The sequence below is a fragment of the Anaerostipes sp. Marseille-Q3525 genome, from assembly GCF_018223505.1.
Taxonomy (GTDB): Bacteria; Bacillota; Clostridia; order Lachnospirales; family Lachnospiraceae; genus Anaerostipes; species Anaerostipes amylophilus.
This window is the reverse complement of the sequence record NZ_JAGTTT010000022.1, coordinates 15,271-36,448: the sequence shown is the minus strand read 5'-3', so window position 1 is coordinate 36,448 and position 21,178 is coordinate 15,271. Positions and strand designations below refer to the sequence as shown.

Genomic DNA, 21,178 nt, shown 5'->3' with positions numbered 1-21,178 from the left:
TCTTTTAGAACATTGCATATGTCATATGCATCTGATAATAATAAAATAATAAATAAAAACCGATTAATCCTATGTAAACTAACTTCTTCGATCTTTCAGTAAATAAATTCTCAATCTCCCATGGTAATAAAATGTAATTATATAGAGAAAAATAAATAGGTAATCTTCCTATGAAAATTCCACTAGTAAACATTGATACTACATATAATCCTGTTGATATAATTGACATATTAACACAAAGATTAACTAACTTATTATCCTCTATCCATATAATTTTTCGTCCAATATAGGATAAAATTGTTGGAACCGCATATACTAACACTCTTATTGGATTTGTCCCATCATCCTCAAATTGCTTCCAGTCGCTTACCACATTTTTATATTGTGTATCTGATAATACTGTATCTAAAAAATTGGTAAATTTTCCAATAAACATTACTGCTGCAATTGCAATTAAAATAAATAAAATTGTTTTTTTATTCCACGCTCTTCCTTTTGCAATTATTGCAAAAGGAATCAAAATCAATACACTTTGATGCATTGTTGAGGCTATTAATATTAAAATAATAAACTTTATAATTTTATCATTTAGCAAAAATTCTATTCCAATAAAGGACAATATAACCGCTGTAAACTGACGAATTCCATTATACATCCATGAAATATAATCACTTGATGCCATAAATAAGAAAATGCTAATTGCATAATTAATAGAATATTTACGAAAAACATAAACAAGACATAATCCCTGTCCCAACGCCAATAATAAAAAATAACGAACTGTATTATTACCTATTATCAACTTAATAATTGCTGATAATAAATAAAACCCCCTATCTTTTTTCACTGTTGACATATAATGTGCTAATCCACTAATTGCCTGTGGCATTTTACGAAATGTCATAGCATATGATTCCGTATCTCCAATATTCCCACGGGTCCCCACCATCCAAATCACCGGTAAAAACACCAAAAATGCCCACAAAAACCGATATCTATATTCAGTTTTTCCACATATATTCTCTGGCTGTTGCATACCTTCTTGACTGAATATCACAGCAGCAATTCCTATCCATACTAATATCAATACATATTTTGATGTCATCTTTATATCGTCTCCTAGCTTAATATTGCTTCTACCGTCTTCTCCACTACCTTATCTTTATCAAACTGTGCCTGCATTTTTCTGCGTCCATTTTTACCCATTTCTTCTCGTTCTTTTTTGGTTAATTCGATAAATTTGTGCATCTTGCGGTATAAACTTTTTGCACTTTTAACTTTGCATAAATAACCATTGATTCCTTCATCAACCGCTTCTTTACATCCTGGAATGTATGTTGTGATCAGAGCTCTTCCTGTGGAAGCTGCTTCTAATAATACGTTGGACATTCCTTCATGATAGGATGGAAGTACAATGCAATGTGCCTTCTCATAAAATGGGCGTACTTCCTTCTGGAATCCATAGAATCGAATGATTCCTTCTTGCTCCAGATATTCTACTTTTTCTTTGTATTCATCTTCAAAGAATCCTACCATACCAATTTCAATCTTGTCATGATAGATTTCTTTTAATTTCTTAGATGCCCTGAATAATTCGTCAACACCTTTTTCTTTCATGATTCTTCCTACAAATAAAAACCGAATTGGGTCTTCTTCGGTGTATGGACAATATCTATAATATTTAAGATTCACTCCTGCACCTTTGAGCAGTACTTGTTTGTCTCTGGATATAATCTTTCTCTTTCTGAATTCTTCTGCATTAGATGTATTTTCAAAGAATACTTTCTTCACACGGAAGAATGCTACTTTATACAGAAGTGTCACAAAGCTTGCAAGTCCTTTTTTCTGAAATGCTGTTCCTAGTCCTTGTACATTACAGCAGTATGGAACTTTCTTTAATCCGCATAAAAATCCTGCATAAATGTTTGGTTTAATAGAAAATGTGATCACTTGATCTGGTTTTTCTTCTTTTAACATCTTCGCATACGCTTTGATCAATTTCAAATCAGTCACTGGATTGATTCCTCTGCGGTCGATTGGTGTTTCAATGCATTTGCATCCCATCTCCTGAAAATCTTCTTCATGTCCAACATATGGCATACTGATCACAACTTCATGTGTTTCCATTAATTTTTGTATCAGTTCTCTTCGAAACTGATACAGCATATAAGAGTGATTTGTGCAGATTAAGATCTTTGGGCGTTCTTTACTAGCTGCCGCTTCCATAGCTCCCGTTCCGCCTTCCACAACACCTTCACTTTTTAATACAGAGCTGACAGTTCCAAGTACACATTTAACATCCAGCCAGAAGCTGATATTCTGTGCATAATACCCGTCTAATTTTGCCTTCACTGGAATCTCTAATTCATCTCTTCCATGAATCTGTGCCCATCCTGAAATTCCTGGTTTCACATCATTTGCTCCATATTTGTCACGTTCTTCGATCAGATCGTACTGATTCCAAAGTGCAGGACGTGGTCCGATGATTGTCATATCACCTTTTAACAAAACATTATGTAAGATCTGTGGCAGTTCATCTAAACTTGTTTTTCTTAAAAATTTCCCCATTCTTGTAATAAATGCATCTGGGTCTTGTAATAAATGAGTTGGCACATCTTTTGGTGTATCTGTTCTCATAGTACGGAACTTATAAATATAAAAATGTGTCTTATGGATTCCTACTCTTTTTTGCTTAAAATATACTGGACCTTTGGAGTCTAATTTGATCAGGATTGCAATTAACAAAAATAGCGGCCATATGATCAACATTGCTGCCCCGCATAATAAGATGTCCAGTCCTCTTTTTATCACTCTTTGATACATATATGTTTCCCCTTTTAATTATTTATCTGCTGAATTGTATATTCTGGCACAAGTTTCTTTACAACTTGTCGGATATTTTCATCTTCTGAGAAGGTTGCTTTCTCAAGTTCTTTCATCTTCTCATCGAATTCAGCTTCATCAATCTTGATTGGTTGTCCAATAAAAATACGTTTGTTTGCCGTCTCTTTCTTGTTATCGTCATCAATCAACAGTTCTTCGTATAACTTTTCTCCCGGTCGAAGTCCTGTGAACTTAATCTCAATATCTTCTCCTGGTACTAATCCAGATAATCGGATCATATTTTCTGCAAGGTCTAAAATCTTTACCGGTTCTCCCATATCCAGGATAAAGATTTCCCCTCCTTGAGCATACGCTCCTGCCTGCAGAACCAAACTGACTGCTTCTGGAATAGTCATAAAATAACGAATAATATCTGGATGGGTTACTGTTACCGGTCCTCCTTCTCTAATCTGCTGTTTAAATAATGGCACAACACTTCCATTACTTCCTAATACATTTCCAAATCGGACAGCGACATATTCTGTCTTGGAACGTTGATTGTAGGTCTGAATGACCATCTCACAGATTCGTTTAGAAGCTCCCATAATATTAGTAGGTCTGACTGCTTTGTCTGTAGAAATCAATACCATACGCTTAACACCCGAACGATTGGCTTCAGATGCAACATTCATTGTTCCAAATACGTTATTCTTAATTGCTTCACATGGACTATATTCCATCAATGGCACATGCTTATGTGCTGCTGCATGGAATACTAAATCTGGTTTATATTGCTCGAAAATCTCACGGATTTTTCTTCGATTCTGGACAGAAACAATCAATACGATAACATCTAATTCTGGATGTTTTCTTCCTAATTCCATCTGCAATTCATAGGCTGCATTTTCATAATTATCAATAATGATCAATTGTTTCGGCTGATCATCTGCAATCTGTCTGCACAGCTCGCTTCCGATTGATCCTCCACCTCCAGTCACCATAACTTTCTGGTCCTTAACATAAGACATGATGGATTCTAAATCTGTACGTACTGCTTCTCTTCCTAGTAAGTCTTCAATCTGCACATCTCGAAGCATGGACACTTTGACATCACAGTTAATCAGTTGGTAAATTCCTGGAAGTGTACTCATCTTACAACCTGTTTGCTGACAAATATTAATGATATTCTTCCTCTCGTGTGGCTTCAATGTTGGAATTGCAAGTACAATCTCTTGAATTCCAAATCTTACAACACTTTGTGTAATCTTGCGCCTTCCTCCAACAACTGGAACCCCGTGAATAAAAGTTCCCCATTTCTTTGGATCATCATCAATTACACAGACAATCTCTTTCTCTACAAACTTGCTATTCTTAAATTCTTGCAGAATGATGCTTCCTGCTTCTCCAGCTCCGATTAACATCACTGGAATTGCCTGTTTACCAATCGTCTGCAATGGAATCCTTCTTCCCCCTCGTAGAATTCGGATCATCATTCTCGGAAATACAGCAGCAATTCCAAGCCATCCAATATACAATACAATAAAACTTCTTGGAATCGGCCATGCCAACATATGAATCCCTATAAACTGAAATACACTGGAGATCAATACTGCTTTCACGACATTAAAAAAATCCATAATGCTTGCAAAACTCCAAAGAGTTGAATACATTCTATATGCTGCAAAAATACAAATGCTGCAAAATGTATTCAATACTGCATAATGGACTAACGTGTCAATAAACAATGGCTCAATTGTATGAATTCTGAATTCAAAACGTGTTAAAATTGCTAAAAATGCTGCCAGCTGAATAGCAATGATATCAAACAATACCAATTCTATCGCTAGCCTTTTTCTGTTTACATAACTCTTTAACTTCATAATTTATTTATAATCCTTCAATATATTTTATTATAAAATTTATTATAGCACCTTTTTTCTTAATTTCCTATATCTACTCCTGCTCATTTCCTGCTTTTTGGTAATTTTTTCTTAAAATACAGCAAAAAGAGATGGAAAAATCTATATTGTTTTGATCTTTCCATCTCTTTTTATGTTAAAATTTTATCTTTTTATCAAGATTCTATCTTTTTATACGTTGATCTCAGCTGTTAATCCGAGTACTTCTTTATTTTCTTCCAAAATTGGATTGATCACTTCATTCACAAACTCTTCTGTCTGCTGTGGTGCACGTCCTACGAAGTTCTCTGGTTTCATGATTGACTGTAACTGTTCCATATTCATTCCAAATGCTGGATCTGCTGCGATTCTTTCTAACAGATCATTTGGTTTTCCTTCTTCTTTGACAACTTTTCCTGCTGCCATAGAATGTACACGGATCTTCTCGTGAAGTTCCTGACGGTCTCCACCAGCTTTTACAGCATCCATCATGATATTCTCTGTTGCCATGAATGGAAGTTCGCTTCTTAAACGGCTTTCGATAACTTTTGGATATACAACTAATCCATCTACAACGTTTAAGTAAAGATCTAAGATTCCATCGATTGCTAAAAATCCTTCAGGTACGGATAAACGTTTGTTGGCAGAGTCATCTAAAGTTCTTTCAAACCACTGTGTAGATGCCACGAATGCTGGATTCATTGCATCAGCCATTACATAGTTTGCTAAGGAAGCGATTCTTTCACTTCTCATAGGGTTTCTCTTATATGCCATTGCAGATGATCCGATCTGGTTCTTCTCGAATGGTTCTTCTACTTCTTTTAAGTGCTGTAACAGTCTGATATCATTTGAGAATTTATGAGCAGACTGTGCGATCTGGCTTAATACATTGATCACACGGGAATCAACTTTTCTTGAATATGTCTGTCCGGATACTGGCTGGCATTTGTCAAATCCCATCTTCTTGGCAATCATTCCATCAATCTTCTTGATCGTTTCATGATCTCCTTCAAATAACTCTAAGAAACTTGCCTGTGTTCCTGTTGTTCCTTTGGAACCTAACAGTCTCATATTGGCAATGACGTGGTCAAGATCTTCTAAATCATATACAAGATCCATCAGCCACAGTGTTGCTCTCTTACCTACTGTTGTAGGCTGTGCTGGCTGGAAATGTGTAAATCCAAGTGTTGGAAGATCTTTATATTTCATTGCGAATTTGGATAATTCGTTGATTACATTTAATAATTTTACTCTGACAAGTTTTAATGCTTCTGTCATGATGATGATATCTGTGTTATCTCCAACATAGCAGGAAGTTGCTCCTAAATGGATGATTCCTTTTGCTTTTGGACATTGTACTCCGTATGCATATACGTGGGACATTACGTCATGGCGGACTAATTTTTCACGTTCTTTAGCTACATCGTAGTTGATATCTTCTGCATGTGCTTTTAACTCATCAATCTGTTCCTGTGTAATATCTAGTCCTAATTCTTTCTCAGTCTCAGCAAGTGCGATCCACAATTTTCTCCATGTCTTAAATTTCTTATCTGGAGAAAAAATATACTGCATCTCTTTGCTTGCATAACGTTCTGATAATGGGCTCTGGTAACGGTCGTTCATAAAAATCTCCTTATCTTTATCTTTCAAAATTTCCACGAATATCTCTTGTTGGTGGTTCCATTGGATACTTTCCTGTAAAACATCCTTTGCAGATCGGTAATCCCTGAACCATCTCTGAAAGTCTTTCTTCTCTTAAGTATCCTAAACTATCTGCTCCTATTACTTCGCAGATTTGGTTAATGGAACGGTTGTATGCGATCAGCTGTTCTCTCTCTGGAATATCTGTTCCAAAGTAACATGGCCATAAGAATGGTGGTGAACTGATTCTTACATGCACTTCTGTTGCTCCCGCTTCACGAAGCATAGATACGATACGATCACTTGTTGTTCCACGAACAATGGAATCATCGATCATGATGACTCTCTTTCCCTTGACTGCTTCTTTTAATACATTTAACTTAATCTGTACGCTTGATTCACGGCTGCTTTGTCCTGGCTTAATGAAGGTTCTTCCAACATAACCATTCTTTACAAATGCTGTTCCATATGGAATTCCTGATTCTAAAGAATAACCGAGTGCTGCTGCGTTTCCTGATTCTGGTACTCCTACAACTAAGTCTGCTTCGACTGGTGAATCCTGTGCAAGGTATTTTCCTGCCTGAATTCTTGAGTGGTAAACTCCTATACCATCAATTTCACTGTCAGGTCTTGCAAAATATATGTATTCAAAGATACATCTTGCTGTCTTCTCCTGTGGAAGGCACATACTACAATCAGACTGAATTCCGTCTTTTGTGATCGTTACGATCTCTCCTGGATTGACATCGCGGATAAATTCTGCTCCGATCGTATCTAATGCACAGCTTTCAGATGCTAAAACAAATGCATTCTCTCTCTTACCGATACAAAGTGGTTTAAATCCATAAGGATCTCTGGCACCAATCAGTTTTCGTGGTGACATAACGATCAGGGAATACGCTCCTTTGATCTTCTGCATTGCTTTCGCAACTGCTTTCTCAATAGATGATGTATTCACACGTTCTCTTGCGATATGGTATGCGATAACTTCTGAATCGATCGTTGTCTGGAAAATAGCTCCTGTCTGTTCTAATTCTTCACGAAGTTCTAACGCATTGATCAGATTACCATTATGTGCAAGTCCTAATGTCCCTTTTACATAATTTAATACCAGTGGCTGGGCATTCTCTGGAACGCTCTCTCCTGCTGTTGAATACCTTACATGTCCTACACCGATATCTCCCTTTAATGCCTGAAGGGAATCTGGTGTAAACACTTCATTACATAATCCCATACCTTTTTGAGATGTGACATTACGTTTTGGACCATTCGTATCAGAAACTGCGATTCCACAGCTTTCCTGACCTCGATGCTGCAGGGCAAACAATCCATAATAGATCGTTGACGCTACATCGTTGCCATCGAAATCATAGATACCGAAAACTCCACATTCTTCTCCCAACTTATCAAAGTTCTCTCTGCTCATCGTGATCTTTTGACCTTTCTGTTATACAATCTTTAGTTTCCTTTGTAAAATACACATTTTTGATAGTAACATATTCATTTTAAATCTGCAAGAGTCTTACTCTACTCATTATCCTTTAATAAGGTAGTATCTGGTGGTATTTCTCCTCTCTTGATCTTGGCATAAAGGATCCTTCTTACAGATTTATCAATCCTTGATTCCTTGATCTGTCCATTTTTTATTGCTTTCTCAATTGCCTGATATGCTTCCTTATAATTATCAGGCATCACAATTAAGTCGACTCCTGCCTGAATAGCTTTGACTGCTGCTTCTCCTGAGCTGTAGTTGTCTGTGATCGCTTTCATGTTCATCGCATCGGTCATAATGATTCCCTTGTATTCAAGTTCGTCCCTTAAAATATCACTGACAACCCTACTGCTTAAACTGGAAGGTTCTTTCTCGTCTGTCACATTGCTTAGCATTAAATGTGATACCATCACCGCATCCACATCTGCCTTGATTCCTGCCTTAAATGGTTTAAAATCTACATCTCTTAATGTCTCGATCGTCTGGTATGTCTCTGTACTTCCACGGTGAGTATCTCCTCCGCATCCACCGCTTCCTGGAAAATGTTTTATCGTTGCGGAAATCTGCTGCTTTTGCATGTTTTTAACTAAGCTTGCTACAATTGATGATACTTTCTTTGAGTCTGTTCCAAAACTTCTGTCGCCAATCTCTGTATTATTCTTATTCGTAAGTACGTCTGCAACTGGTGCCAGATTCATATTGAATCCTAATTCTTTTAATTCTTTACCTTGTGTCTGCCCCATCTTGGCAATCTGCTTATCATCATATGTTTTGCCTACTTCCTGTGCCGATGGATATGCTGTCATTCCAATCTTTGGATTAGATGCAACTCTTGAAACTGTTCCACACTCTTCATCCACTGCCATAAATAGTGGTACATAAGAAGCATTCTGTAACTTCTTTATCATTGTCTTTGTCTGCTCACGAGTCTCAATGTTCTTTGCAAACATCACAATGCCACCCGCAGGATATTTCTTTAATGTCTTTTTCATAGCATCTGTTATTTTTGTCTGATTTTTACTTTCTGCTTCATCTAGCTGGTATATAGATACCATAAACAGCTGTCCGATCTTGTTCTTCAATGACATATCTTTCGTAATATCCTTTGCCATTCCCTGCAGTGTTGCCTCGTCAAGATCCTCGGTCTTTACTTTCTTCGTTGTATTCTTCTTTCCGCATCCTGCTGCCATAACAAGCACAAGGATCAGCAGGAGACTTATCCACCGTTTCTTCATCATCTTCATGCCCTTTCTCGTACATGTATTTTTCTTAATATTATATCAGATGCTTTTTCATCTTGCAATTTTACTATAAAAAAGAATCCTGCCCGGAGGGCTTTTTTATTTCATAGGGATTTCATCAAAATTTCCTATGAAACAAAAAAAAGACCCTCCAACTCCTGAATGAACTGAAAGGTCTTTAAAAGCAGATGTCTCCAAATACGCAACCGATCCAAAAGTTACCATGTATCATAAAAACTTCACGAGGAAAGGATTATAAAACCATTCAAGAAAATGGTCTGTTTGCATATTGTTGACACAATATCTAGTATATACTTTTATATTTATTTTTTCTACCCTTTCGCGTGGTTTTTTTTCAGAACGTTGCTTTTTTAGCAGAAAAGATACGAAAACTAATTATTTTCTTTAAAATATTGTTTAAATTGTATGGTTACAGTAAACTGATCGCCTTCAATTTTGATCTCAAATTTACCTCCGCAGTTCTTTGTAAAACTATCTGCAATGGACAGTCCCAATCCGTTGCCTTCACTTGTTCTTGATTTTTCTGCTCTCGCAAAGCGTTCCATGATCTCTTCTTCGGTAAAATTCATTTCATACGATGCTGTATTCATAACTTTCAAAACGATATTTCCTGCTTCTTCAGTGATATAAATGAAGATTCTTGTGCCTTTGAGTGAATATTTCAATGCATTTTCAATGACATTCTGCACAACTCTGTACATACGGTTTCCATCACCCATGAATTTTGTATGTTCTGTATTGCACTGATATCTGATTCCAAATCCTGATTCCTCTATCTGATCAGCCATATCCCCCAATGTTTGTTCCACCAGACGTTTCATATCCATTTCTTCCATATCAACCTTGATATCTCCACTCGTTGATTTTGCAAGTTCAAACAAATCTGAGATGATGTCTTTTAAACGTTCTGTCTTCTTCACAAGGATCGTCACATAATCTTTTGCTTCATCAGATAATGTATCGTCCCTGCTTAAGAGATCAACGTAGCCAATGATCGATGTCAAAGGAGTCTTTAAATCATGAGAAACATTGGTGATCAGGTCGATCTTCATCCTCTCGCCTTTCATCTGCGTTTCTAATGCTTTTTCCATTCCCTGTCCGATATGGGTCAGTTTCTGGCTGTATTCGTAGTAATCTGAGTCCTCACTTATATCTGTTATTGCTGTCAATTCTCCATTTGAGATACGTTCGATCTGATCGACTAATTTTCCTAAATCTCTTTGCTCTTCTGCATATTTGTTTGAATATTTCTTAAAGAATTTGAATAATGAAATACATGTAATTGCTATTAAAGCAACCAGGAAGTCGCTCAATTGAGCTCCTGTGAACAATATGATAACGCAGACCGCAACGCCTCCAATCATGATATATCTCAAAACGCGGTATTGCCTGATCCTGTCTCTTGCATGTTTTTGTGCAAAAGACATTGCTTCTTCTTCCAATTCTCGTCTTTGCTTTTCATGACGATACCATTTTCTAAAATACCCTAAGCAAAACGTGGAATCCAAAAGATTTCTTTCTTTTATTCTCCATACCGTTGTCTGTACGCATACTGCGAACGCCATGATAAAAAATGGTACGGACAGATAACTTAGCATCATGATCATCTCTAATGTCGATGAACTCATTGTACCCTGTGCGTATTCGATCGTATATTGCCAGTCTCCAATGCACAATGCAATTGCAAGTCCGATCAGGATCAATCCTGCTGCCAGTATAATTTCCCACCAGATTTTATCCAATGCATTAAAAAATTTGGTTCGTTTCTTCTGCAGTGCGAATAAAATACACAATAAGATTGTTCCGATTACTTCAACCACTGATACAATAACGATGGCTTTCAGTCCTGTAGCAAGCTGTTTTGTTGCCTTCTTCTGAAACTGATCAATCTCTGTTAAAGCTTTCTTTGTCAACGAAATCTCAATTTCTGCTGTTTCCAGACGCTGCTTCTTTTTATTATTGATCAGAAGATTGGATGGAAATACAAATTCCATCGTGTAGCTGTCTCCAGCAAACGCATAATATTCTTCTGGATTTGCATTAAAATCATCGGTTGGGTCCCATCCTTTAAAACTTCCATCTTTATTTAATTCTGTTTCGGATCGTTCTATATGAAAATGTTCAATCCTTCCCCCTGTATAATCTGCATTTTTCGCCCCATAATACGATGTTGTTGTTGTCATCTTTTTGTCATATGGTTTGACTTTCATTGTTACTTTTACTCTGGATTCATTTTTAATCTTTGTAAGCAGATCCTCTGACACATGGTTTTGCTGGCCGGAATAAGTTTTTGCACCTTGTTGCTCTGCCCATTTGTCAAATAATGATGTCTGTGTCTTTTTGATATAATCAATCTGATCCAGCTCATCCACTGTAAAACTGCTATTTCCCGTCAGTGCCATGTTATGAATCGTACTGATCCCATACATTCCTGACAAGGTCATAACAATGATCACAAATGTGACCAGTATCGTATTAGTCCATTTTTTCGATCTTGTATCCAATTCCCCACACCACCTTTAAATATCTTGGATTTTTTGCATCTATTTCTATTTTCTCGCGGATACGGCGGATATGGACCATGACTGTATTTTCTGTTGCGTAGGCTTCTTCGTTCCATACACGTTCATAGATTTCATCTGCTGAAAATACCCTGCCAAGATTCTTCATGAGAAGGCTTACGATCTTATATTCGGTTGCTGTCAGTTTCACAGCTTCCCCGTCAACTAACATTCTTTTTCCTTTCATATCAAGGATCAGTCCGCCGTTTATAATTTGTTCCTTATTGCTTTTTGGGGCATTCATCCCACCAAACTGCATGTATCTTCGCAGTTGTGATTTGACTCTTGCCACCAGTTCATCTGGGCGGAATGGTTTGCTGACATAATCATCGGCTCCCATGGATAATCCGAGAATCTTATCGCTTTCTTCTGTCTTTGCTGACAAAATGATAATTGGAATGTTCTTGCTTTCACGGATCTTCATGGTAGCTGAAAGTCCGTCCATCTTTGGCATCATGACGTCTATGATCAAAAGCTGGACATCTTGTTCCATCAGCACATCCATTGCTTCCAGTCCGTTATATGCAGTGATAATTTCATAGTCTTCCATTTCCAGACGTTTCTTGATCGCCCCTACGATCTCCTTGTCGTCATCGACGACCAGAATCTTTGGCTGGTTCATAGTTTTTCCTCCTCGTATCTTTGATGGTTTTATCTTAACAATTAATTCTTTAATTTCCCTTAATGTAATTCTTACAAAATTCTTAACTTTCTTTATTATATTGAATTGTACCTGCAAAGTAAATGTTATACCAATATCTGCCATTCTAAAGGTTAAATTGTACCATAGCACCTCCCGAATAATTATCAATATTACTGACTAGTGACCCGCTTTCGCTCGGCAGTATATTGATAATTATTCTCATTTGTAGTTATTGTCCACTAACCATTCATATGGTATCATATTTTCCAGCAGTTAGATTCTTCTAACTATTATACGCGCTATTATTTTTTTACAAGAAAACGGAGGAAAACTATATGCGTAAAAGATTAATTGGTAAAGCTTTTGCAGTTGCCATGACTGGTGCTATGGCTTTCACAGCTACTCCTGTAACTGCTAACATCTTTAATGTGGCTCATGTTGTAAAAGCTGCTGAAGCTGATCAGGCTGAAGAATGGACATATTGTTATGTTGGACTTACTTGGGCAGAATATTGGGCACATGAGGATATTTATAATGCTGGTGATGCTTCTAGCTCAGATGTTTTAGATTCTAAAAAAGAATCAGATAAAGGTGGATATGATGTTGTTACTCGAGCAACAGCAAAACATGGATTACATCGTGGAAGCTATCAGTGCATGGCTACCATCTTTACTACAGATGCAGATGGTAAAACTGGTCCTGAGTACAAAGTTTCCCACTGGTCTGATGATGGTAAAACAATCTATTTAACAGATGGTTCATCTGTCAGCTGGAATAAAGGAAAGATTACTGATAACGGAAATACTTATACAATGTCCCATTATGAAGTTTCTGGTATTAAGTATGTTCCTGTAGCTGTTAAAACTTCTCAATTAAATGATTTAAAAGCCAAATATCAGGTTGTTGAAAATGGTGGTACTTTAACTGGTGGTTACACCGAAGTAAATTTATCTGCTTATACTGCAACTGCAAATGTAACAGCAAATACAAATGGTTTAAAAACAGCTACAGAAAACTCTGATGGATCTTTCTCTTTCAGTGCTCGCAAAACTGGTTCTGAATCTGGTTTAAAAGATACTGCTATCAAGAAAGTGGATTCTGATAAGATTACTGTTACCGTTCAACCTGGTGCAGGTTCTTATGGTGAGTTTTTACGTGTCGATCTTAATGGTGATGCTTATGGAGATCTTGGTTCAAATATGCAGGCTGTTACATGGACATACTATGGATATGATGATACATATTCTAAACCATTAGCAACATATGGTACTAAATTTGCTGCTGACAACTGGATGCATAAATCTATGGGAATCCAGCTTGGTTTAACAGAATCTATTCGTTGTCAGTTACCTGAAGATTATGATGGAACTGGTTACTGGAAACTTACTATTTCTGCTCTTGGATATGAGGACTTCTCATTCAATATTCAGGCTACAGGTGACAATATCGCAAATGCTAAAGATGCAACAGACACAGAAAAATCCGATCTTCAGAAACTGATCGATCAGGCAAATGATATGAAAGCTGACAAAGATTCTTACTGTGATGGACAGGACAAGGCTTGGGCAGATCTTGACACAGAACTTGGTGAAGCTGTTGATGCTTTAAAAGATAAAGTTATTTATTCTGGTACTGTAAAAGAATGCACATCTCATTTAACAGCTGCTATGAAAGCTGTCACAAAGAAGAATTACAAAACAATTACTACACCAGCTTCAACATCTAAAGATGGTTCTATCGTAGTAAAATGCTCTAACTGTGGTGATGTTAAGAGTACAACAACAATCGCCAAGATTAAATCTATCGCATTAAACAAAACATCTTTCACAGAAAACGGAAAAGTTCAGAAAGCTACTGTTGTAGCAAAAGATTCTGCCAACAAAACAATCGCAGCAAGCAATTACACAGTATCTTACTCTAACTCCAACAGTAAAAAAACTGGAACTTATACAGCAACTGTTAAATTTAATGGTAAAAACTACACAGGTACAAAGAAATTAACTTACAAGATCAATGCGAAAGCACCTGCTAAGACAACTGTTAAATTAAGCAAAGCGAAAAAGACATCCTTAAAAGCTTCTTGGAGCAAAGTTGCCAACGCTACTTCTTACGAAGTACAGTATGGTACATCTAAGAGCTTCAAAGGTGCAAAAGCTGTAAAAGTTTCTTCTAAATCTTCTTCTAAAGTTTTAACAAAACTTAAAAAGAATAAGAAGTATTATGTAAGAGTCAGAGCCGTAAGAACTGTAAAAGTTGATAATAAGAACACAACTTTACGTGCTTCTTGGTCATCTGCAAAGAACTTAAAAACTAAGAAAAAATAATTTCTTATCTCTCATACAATTACATCTCAATCTTAAAATCATAAAAGAAGATGGAACTTATCATTTGGTTCCACCTTCTTTTTCACATTATCTACTTTGTAATTACATCCATCAGTTCTTCAACTGTTCTAACTTCAAGATCAGGCCTGATATCTCCTTCTGGCATCGGACGTTTTCTATGATTAAACCAGATTACATGCCATCCTGCTTTCTTGGCTCCTACAACGTCTACCTCAAAGGTATCCCCTACAAACCATGTTTCTTCTGGAATCAGATTCATCTTATCCTGTACGATCTGAAATGCTTTGATATTTGGTTTTGTATATCCGATTGCATCGGAGATAAACATCTCATCTTTATCAAACCATTGAGAAAGTCCTAGAGTCTTTAATTTCTTTCCCTGATGACGCACTGTTCCATTCGTAAGCAAACCCATCGTCTTTCCCTGCTTTTTACATTCGCTTAGCAGTGCTTTGATGCCATCTGGTACATGAATATGTTTTTGATGATAACGATATCGTTCTTCAAATTGTTTTGCCTCTTCTTTGCTTACTTCAATCCCAGAGTCTTTATAAGTCTTCTGAATGCGGTATGCAAATTCATCGTCGTGACTGATTTTTCCTTCTCTTGCCATATAAAACGCCTCATCACTGTAAATTCTGGAACGTTTGAAAAGTTCTTCACAGTCTTCTTTGGTCTTGTCTTCAAAAAATTCTTTATGAACTTTATCAAAGGCTTCCATCAAGTCATATAATGTATCATCTACATCAAATATTACATTCTTCATACTAAATTAGTCCTAACTTCTCTAATGCTGTTGTGATTCCTTCTTCTTTCACTGTTCCTGTGATCATAGATGCTACCTTTTCAACGGCTTCGCTGTGACGTCCCATAGCAATTCCTGTTCCAACGGCTTCCATCATCTCTACATCATTGTCTGCATCTCCAAAAGCATAAGTATCTTTCTTATCGATTCCTAATTTATCGATCAATTCAACAATTGCATCACCTTTTGTAACTCCTTTTAATGTGATATCAATAAAATTCTCTCGAACATGTTTTGCAACAGTAAAGACATCTTTAAATTCTTCTTCAAAATCTATCTTTACTTGTGGATCTTTATAATTCATAACTAATTTACTTACATGATTGTCTTTCTGGCGGAATTTCCATGGTGCATACCAGCGCTGTGGAAGATGAAACAGTTCACAGTGATGCATAAAAAATTCTGCATCCTGATGCAGATAATAACTGATATCCCTTGTATCAAAATGAATGATCGTATCTTTTGGAAAATATTCATTGACTACTTTAAATAACAGTTCGTCTGGAATACAGATATCACGGATCACTTCCCCTTCAACTTCTGTATGTGATCCATTACATGTGATCGCTCCCATGAATTTATCCACGTCCATCTCTAGAAATCTGTGGGTTCTTCCAGAACATAACATTGTCAGATAACCATTTTCCTTTAATTTATTCAAGGATTCTACTGTCTTTGGTGTTGCTGTTGCAATATTATCGACTTCATCAACTGTTGTTCCATCGTAGTCGAAGAATACGACACCTTTGTATTTGTTCATAACTCTCTCCATCCTGTTTTTTATTTTTACATACGTAATTATATTGTACGTTTTCATGGGATGAATTTCAATGTTTTATCACACAAAAAATCAGAACCTGATGTTTCAGATTCTGATTTTTGTATGTGTTGTGATCCTTTGAACGAATTGTTCTTAATTACATATTATCTAAAATCTCAGTTAAGATCTTATTAACGATTCCAGGGTTTGCTTTTCCCTGTGTCGCTTTCATTGTCTGTCCAACTAAGAATCCGATGGCTTTCTTCTTACCTGCTTTGTAATCTTCAACAGATTTCGGATTGTTGGCTACAATCTCTTCAATCGTTGCTTTTAAGGCTCCTTCGTCGTTCATGGATTTCAATCCATGTTCTTCAACGTATGCTGCGGGATCGATATTTTCTTTGAAGACTTTCTCGAACACTTCTTTTCCTACGCTTCTGTTGATCTCATTTTTCTTGATCATCTCGATCAGTTTTGCAAGATGTTCTGGTTTGAATGATACATCGTCGATATCCATCTCTGATTCATTTACCAGACGAATGGTCTCTCCCATTAACCAGTTAGATACTTCTTTTGGCTCTGATCCAAGTGCAATTGTTGCTTCGAAAATGTCTGCAAGATGTTTTGATCCTGTAATGATGTCGATATCATAGTCTGGAAGGTCATATTCTTCTTTATAACGGACTTTCTTCTCGTCTCTGAACTCTGGCTGTGCTTCTCTTACTTTGTCCATCCATTCATCACTGATCTCAATCGGTACTAAGTCTGGATCTGGGAAATAGCGGTAATCCTGTGCATCTTCTTTGGAGCGCATTGCATAAGATGCTCCCTTTGTATCATCCCAACGTCTTGTTTCCTGTACGACTTTCTCTCCTGCCTCGATCAGGTCGATCTGACGTTCCATTTCTCCTTCGATTGCTCTCTTGATGGCCTTGAAAGAGTTTAAGTTCTTCATCTCTGTACGTGTTCCGAACTCTTCTGCTCCGACTTCACGGACAGATAAGTTGACGTCAGCTCTCATAGAACCTTCCTGTAATTTGCAGTCAGATGCTCCTAAATACTGGATGATCAGACGTAATTTCTCAAGATATGCGATAACTTCGTCTGCAGAACGCATATCTGGTTCGGATACGATCTCGATCAGTGGTACTCCAGAACGGTTAAAGTCTACTAAAGAATCTCCTGTCCATGGATCATGCACCAATTTACCAGCATCTTCTTCCATATGGATCTCGTGGATTCTTACGTCTTTCTTCTCTCCATCGACATCGATTTCTACTTTACCATTTCGACAGATTGGTAAGTATAACTGAGAAATCTGATAATTCTGTGGATTATCTGGGTAGAAATAGTTCTTACGGTCAAATTTGCAGTTCTGTGTGATGTCGCAGTTTGTTGCAAGTCCAACTGCCATAGCGTATTCTACAACCTGTTTATTTAATACTGGTAAAGATCCTGGCATACCTGTACATACAGGGCATGTATGTGTATTTGGTGCTCCTCCAAATGCTGTACTGCATCCACAGAAGATTTTTGTCTTTGTTGCTAATTCTACATGGACTTCAAGTCCGATGACTGTTTCGTAATTCTTGCTCATTATTTAGCCCCTCCTTTAGCAATTGCTGGAGCTTCATATGCTCTTGTCTGCTCAAATGTGTATGCTGCCTGAATGATCTTCTTCTCATTGAAGCAGTCTCCGATCAGCTGAAGTCCGATTGGCATTCCGTTCTTGTCCTTTCCACACGGAAGAGAGATTCCTGGAAGTCCTGCAAGGTTTACGGAGATTGTGTAGATATCTCCTAAATACATCTTGATCGGATCACTTAAGCTGTCTCCTAATTTTGGAGCTGTTGTTGGTGCAACTGGTCCTAAGATGACATCGTATTTCTCAAATGCTTTGTCGAATTCTTTCTTGATCAGTGCTTTTGTTCTTAATGCTTTTAAGTAATATGCATCATAATATCCTGAACTTAATACGAATGATCCTAACATGATACGGCGTTTTACTTCGGCTCCGAATCCTTCAGAACGTGTCTTCTTATACATGTTGTGAAGTCCTTCGTAATCTTTGGCTCTGTAGCCATATTTAACACCATCGAAACGTGATAAGTTTGAACTTGCTTCTGCTGCTGCGATAACATAGTATGCAGGGATTGCATATTCAACTAATCCAAGATCGAATTCTTCTACAATGGCTCCTTTTTCTTCTAATGTCTTTGCTGCTGCTAAAACAGCTTCTTTGACTTCTTCGTCAAGACCTTCTCCAAAGTAATCTTTTGGAATACCGATCTTCATTCCCTTGACATCATCTTTTAATGCAGATGTGAAGTCATAAGATTCTAATTTGACAGATGTGGAATCTTTCTCATCATAAGATGCGATTGCTTCTAATAATGTTGCACAGTCTGTGACATCTTTTGCTAATGGTCCGATCTGGTCTAAGGATGATCCATACGCGATCAGTCCGTAACGGGATACTGTTCCATAGGTTGGTTTGATCCCTGTAACACCACAGTAAGATGCTGGCTGTCTGATAGATCCACCGGTATCAGATCCTAACGCCATGAAACATTCGTTAGCTGCAACAGCTGCTGCTGAACCACCTGATGATCCACCTGGTACTTTCTCTAAATCCCATGGGTTCTTTGTCACACCATATGCAGAAGTCTCTGTTGTACTTCCCATGGCGAACTCATCCATGTTTGTCTTTCCTAAAAATACAACTCCTTCTTTGATCAGGTTCTCAACTGCCTGTGCGGAGTATGTTGGTACAAAGTTCTCTAAGATCTTAGAACTGCATGTTGTTGTATATCCCTTTGTACAGATATTATCCTTAATTGCCATTGGAACTCCAGCTAATGGTCCTGTGTAAGTCCCGTCATCGATTCCTTTCTGTACTTCTTCGGCTCTCTTTAATGCACTTTCTTCATCGTAAGAGACATATCCATGTACATCACTTTCGACTGCCTTGATCTGTTCAAGTGCTGCCTTTGTTGCTTCTACAACTGTGATCTCTTTGTCTTTGATCTTCTTGCCTAATTCTACGGCAGTTAATTCTAAAATGCTCATCTTCTGCCTCCTATATGATCGTCTTTGGCACGACAAAGGCGTTGTCCTGCGCTTCTGGTGCGTTCTTTAATGTGTCTTCGCTTCCGTCTCCATTCGTTACCACGTCTTCTCTGAATACATTCTTCACTGGAAATACGTGAGACATTGGTTCTACACTGCTTGTATCTAGTTCGTTTAATTTATCTACATAGTCGAGCATGCTTTCCATATCTTTCTTGGCCTGTTCTTTTTCTTCGCCAGATAATTCAAGCTTTGCTAAAATTCCGACATATTCAATCGTTGCATCATCAATATGATTTGCCATAAGTCTTCCTCCTGTTAAATTGCCTATAGAGTTAATGTTACCATAATTTTTATCTTTTTAAAATATAAAAATGAACAAAAGTCTGCCGTTTTTTCTTAAAAATGACAGACTTTTGCTTACTTTTTTTAAAAATTTAATCCATTCAGGATCTGATTTATAAAATCTTCTATGTGAGTGAATGCCTCTGGTACAAGATCTGCTAAAAATGACAACAGATAAAGAATAAAGACGATCACCGCCCACTTTCCTTTTTTTGATCTCTTCTTTTCTTTTTTATTTTTATAGGTTGATGTTTTCCTCTGTGTCTTCATTGACTGCGTCTTTGTATTCTTGATATTTTTAAAATCTGGATGTCGTTTTTCATCATGAATATATTTTGGCTGAGAAGTCTTTTTGTCAGTCGTTAATATATCCCAATGGCCATCTTTTAATATTCTTGACCGATCTAAGCGATTAAAATCATAACCACACATTGGGCAGACACCATTTCTTAACTTTTCTTCACAGATTGGACATTTCTCGTATTTCATAGACCCTGCTTTCTTATTCCTATACCCATGGACCTTACAGAATGCCATCTTCTTTAAGCATCCTTCCTACTTCTACATATTCTTCTCTGCTTCCCTCAAGATATTTGATCTCGTCCTCTGTCAATGTACGTTTGACTCTTGCTGGACTTCCCATAACTAAAGATCTATCTGGGATCACTGTATTTTGTGTTACAAGACTTCCTGCACCGATCAAGCAGTGATTACCGATCTTTGCTCCATTCATAATAACAGATCCCATTCCGATCATGGAATTATCTCCGATCTGGCATCCATGGATCACGCTGTTATGTCCAACTGTCACTCCATCACCGATTTTTACACTATTCCCTTCATCTACATGGATCGTACAATTTTCCTGTATATTACTCTGATTTCCAATCACAATGGACTCTTCTCCTTCACAGCGCATTGCTGTAAAGAACAGTACCGTAGATTCTTCTCCTATAGTAATATCCCCAACTAAAACAGTTTCTTTTGCTACTTTTGCTGAATCAGCGATCTTTGCCTGTTTGTAATTCATGTTCTATCTCCCGATATTCTTCTTATTGCTCTTCTGAGAGTAGTTCATTCTTCCTTCTTTCCAACCCTTCTTGTCTGTCTTATCCCAGTCTAGGTTGTCTCCGAAGATATATCTTGTCATCCATAATAAGCTGACCGTTGGAACCACTACCCATAATACTCTGTATTCAAGTTCCATTAAAAATGGTAAAAATACCAATCCTGCCGCGTGGATCAGTAAGATCACTGCCCATGCGATGATCAGCCAGTAACCGATCTTAAATGCTTCTGGCATATCTCTTCCCATTTCTTTTCCAAAATAAAAACGTTCTGCTGATAAAATGGCGGCAGCTAATATTGTCATGATCACACACATTTTATAGAATACGTTACCATTCATATACTGTCCTAAAAACATTCCGATCACTGATATGATAAACATCAGGATCAAAACCGCCCAGAGAACCTTTTCCAGCTTTCTTGTTACTTTATTCGTTGTTACATTTTCTTTCTTCATCTTGTATAA

At 37.2% G+C, this 21,178-nt stretch carries 17 protein-coding genes; 1 reads left to right on the top strand and 16 read right to left on the bottom strand.

Annotated features, from left to right (window positions below; genetic code table 11):
• Window positions 1-4: 4 nt before the first annotated feature.
• The 8 genes from KE503_RS10435 to KE503_RS10400 all read right to left on the bottom strand — a co-directional run bounded on the left by KE503_RS10435 (window position 5) and on the right by KE503_RS10400 (window position 12,299).
• Window positions 5-1,105 carry an EpsG family protein gene (locus KE503_RS10435; RefSeq protein WP_212385160.1) on the bottom strand — a complete coding sequence of 367 codons (1,101 nt, stop codon included), beginning with the start codon at window positions 1,103-1,105 and terminating at the stop codon, window positions 5-7.
• Window positions 1,106-1,119: 14 nt separating this feature from the next.
• Window positions 1,120-2,823 carry a sugar transferase gene (locus tag KE503_RS14710; RefSeq protein WP_212385159.1) on the bottom strand — a complete coding sequence of 568 codons (1,704 nt, stop codon included), beginning with the start codon at window positions 2,821-2,823 and terminating at the stop codon, window positions 1,120-1,122.
• Window positions 2,824-2,837: 14 nt separating this feature from the next.
• Window positions 2,838-4,703, bottom strand: coding sequence for a polysaccharide biosynthesis protein (locus KE503_RS10425; RefSeq protein WP_212385158.1), 1,866 nt, complete (start codon window positions 4,701-4,703; stop codon window positions 2,838-2,840).
• A gap of 210 nt (window positions 4,704-4,913) precedes the next feature.
• The gene (purB, locus tag KE503_RS10420) at window positions 4,914-6,344 is read right to left on the bottom strand and encodes an adenylosuccinate lyase (protein WP_212385157.1); all 1,431 of its coding nucleotides are present in this window, start codon (window positions 6,342-6,344) and stop codon (window positions 4,914-4,916) included.
• 16 nt (window positions 6,345-6,360) lie between these two features.
• Window positions 6,361-7,788, bottom strand: a complete 1,428-nt coding sequence (gene purF / locus KE503_RS10415) for an amidophosphoribosyltransferase (RefSeq protein ID WP_212385156.1) — start codon at window positions 7,786-7,788, stop codon at window positions 6,361-6,363.
• A 101-nt stretch (window positions 7,789-7,889) separates the two neighbouring features.
• A complete protein-coding gene (locus KE503_RS10410) occupies window positions 7,890-9,098 on the bottom strand; it encodes a glycoside hydrolase family 3 protein (protein WP_212385155.1) in 1,209 nt (402 codons plus the stop codon).
• Between the two features lie 389 nt (window positions 9,099-9,487).
• A complete protein-coding gene (locus tag KE503_RS10405; RefSeq protein ID WP_249183041.1) occupies window positions 9,488-11,620 on the bottom strand; it encodes a sensor histidine kinase in 2,133 nt (710 codons plus the stop codon).
• Window positions 11,592-12,299, bottom strand: a complete 708-nt coding sequence (locus KE503_RS10400; protein ID WP_022374438.1) for a response regulator transcription factor — start codon at window positions 12,297-12,299, stop codon at window positions 11,592-11,594. Before KE503_RS10400 ends, KE503_RS10405 begins: the two co-directional genes overlap by 29 nt.
• Window positions 12,300-12,655: 356 nt before the next feature.
• On the opposite strand from KE503_RS10400, the gene KE503_RS10395 reads away from it, so the two are divergent.
• The gene (locus KE503_RS10395) at window positions 12,656-14,644 is read left to right on the top strand and encodes a penicillin-binding Tp47 domain C-containing protein (RefSeq protein WP_212385154.1); all 1,989 of its coding nucleotides are present in this window, start codon (window positions 12,656-12,658) and stop codon (window positions 14,642-14,644) included.
• 91 nt (window positions 14,645-14,735) lie between these two features.
• Here KE503_RS10395 and KE503_RS10390 read toward each other — a convergent pair whose 3' ends face one another.
• The 8 genes from KE503_RS10390 to KE503_RS10355 form a co-directional block, all read right to left on the bottom strand.
• Window positions 14,736-15,431, bottom strand: a complete 696-nt coding sequence (locus KE503_RS10390; protein WP_055196529.1) for an HAD family hydrolase — start codon at window positions 15,429-15,431, stop codon at window positions 14,736-14,738.
• Window position 15,432: 1 nt separating this feature from the next.
• Window positions 15,433-16,230, bottom strand: a complete 798-nt coding sequence (locus KE503_RS10385; protein ID WP_212385153.1) for a Cof-type HAD-IIB family hydrolase — start codon at window positions 16,228-16,230, stop codon at window positions 15,433-15,435.
• Between the two features lie 157 nt (window positions 16,231-16,387).
• On the bottom strand, window positions 16,388-17,827 hold the full coding sequence (gatB, locus tag KE503_RS10380; RefSeq protein ID WP_022374434.1) for an Asp-tRNA(Asn)/Glu-tRNA(Gln) amidotransferase subunit GatB: 1,440 nt from the start codon (window positions 17,825-17,827) through the stop codon (window positions 16,388-16,390).
• Window positions 17,827-19,299, bottom strand: a complete 1,473-nt coding sequence (gene gatA / locus KE503_RS10375) for an Asp-tRNA(Asn)/Glu-tRNA(Gln) amidotransferase subunit GatA (protein ID WP_212385152.1) — start codon at window positions 19,297-19,299, stop codon at window positions 17,827-17,829. Before gatA ends, gatB begins: the two co-directional genes overlap by 1 nt.
• A gap of 10 nt (window positions 19,300-19,309) precedes the next feature.
• A complete protein-coding gene (gene gatC / locus KE503_RS10370; protein WP_008394280.1) occupies window positions 19,310-19,603 on the bottom strand; it encodes an Asp-tRNA(Asn)/Glu-tRNA(Gln) amidotransferase subunit GatC in 294 nt (97 codons plus the stop codon).
• A 125-nt stretch (window positions 19,604-19,728) separates the two neighbouring features.
• Complete coding sequence (locus KE503_RS10365; protein ID WP_249183040.1) at window positions 19,729-20,181, bottom strand: hypothetical protein; 453 nt, start codon at window positions 20,179-20,181, stop codon at window positions 19,729-19,731.
• On the bottom strand, window positions 20,168-20,674 hold the full coding sequence (locus KE503_RS10360; protein WP_212385151.1) for a gamma carbonic anhydrase family protein: 507 nt from the start codon (window positions 20,672-20,674) through the stop codon (window positions 20,168-20,170). Before KE503_RS10360 ends, KE503_RS10365 begins: the two co-directional genes overlap by 14 nt.
• Before the next feature lie 3 nt (window positions 20,675-20,677).
• Entirely contained in the window at window positions 20,678-21,169 is a 492-nt protein-coding gene (locus tag KE503_RS10355) for a hypothetical protein (RefSeq protein ID WP_117945163.1), read from the bottom strand.
• Window positions 21,170-21,178 lie beyond the last annotated feature (9 nt).

Bases quoted from the DNA above. Each gene is read 5' to 3' on its own strand.
- KE503_RS10390 (WP_055196529.1), bottom strand. From the start codon at position 15,431: ATGAAGAATGTAATATTTGATGTAGATGATACATTATATGACTTGATG.
- gatA (WP_212385152.1), bottom strand. From the start codon at position 19,299: ATGAGCATTTTAGAATTAACTGCCGTAGAATTAGGCAAGAAGATCAAA.
- KE503_RS14710 (WP_212385159.1), bottom strand. From the start codon at position 2,823: ATGTATCAAAGAGTGATAAAAAGAGGACTGGACATCTTATTATGCGGG.
- KE503_RS10400 (WP_022374438.1), bottom strand. From the start codon at position 12,299: ATGAACCAGCCAAAGATTCTGGTCGTCGATGACGACAAGGAGATCGTA.
- KE503_RS10385 (WP_212385153.1), bottom strand. From the start codon at position 16,230: ATGAACAAATACAAAGGTGTCGTATTCTTCGACTACGATGGAACAACA.
- KE503_RS10435 (WP_212385160.1), bottom strand. From the start codon at position 1,105: ATGACATCAAAATATGTATTGATATTAGTATGGATAGGAATTGCTGCT.
- KE503_RS10410 (WP_212385155.1), bottom strand. From the start codon at position 9,098: ATGAAGATGATGAAGAAACGGTGGATAAGTCTCCTGCTGATCCTTGTG.
- purF (WP_212385156.1), bottom strand. From the start codon at position 7,788: ATGAGCAGAGAGAACTTTGATAAGTTGGGAGAAGAATGTGGAGTTTTC.
- KE503_RS10425 (WP_212385158.1), bottom strand. From the start codon at position 4,703: ATGAAGTTAAAGAGTTATGTAAACAGAAAAAGGCTAGCGATAGAATTG.
- purB (WP_212385157.1), bottom strand. From the start codon at position 6,344: ATGAACGACCGTTACCAGAGCCCATTATCAGAACGTTATGCAAGCAAA.
- KE503_RS10355 (WP_117945163.1), bottom strand. From the start codon at position 21,169: ATGAAGAAAGAAAATGTAACAACGAATAAAGTAACAAGAAAGCTGGAA.
- gatC (WP_008394280.1), bottom strand. From the start codon at position 19,603: ATGGCAAATCATATTGATGATGCAACGATTGAATATGTCGGAATTTTA.
- KE503_RS10365 (WP_249183040.1), bottom strand. From the start codon at position 20,181: ATGGCATTCTGTAAGGTCCATGGGTATAGGAATAAGAAAGCAGGGTCT.
- gatB (WP_022374434.1), bottom strand. From the start codon at position 17,827: ATGAGCAAGAATTACGAAACAGTCATCGGACTTGAAGTCCATGTAGAA.
- KE503_RS10395 (WP_212385154.1), top strand. From the start codon at position 12,656: ATGCGTAAAAGATTAATTGGTAAAGCTTTTGCAGTTGCCATGACTGGT.
- KE503_RS10360 (WP_212385151.1), bottom strand. From the start codon at position 20,674: ATGAATTACAAACAGGCAAAGATCGCTGATTCAGCAAAAGTAGCAAAA.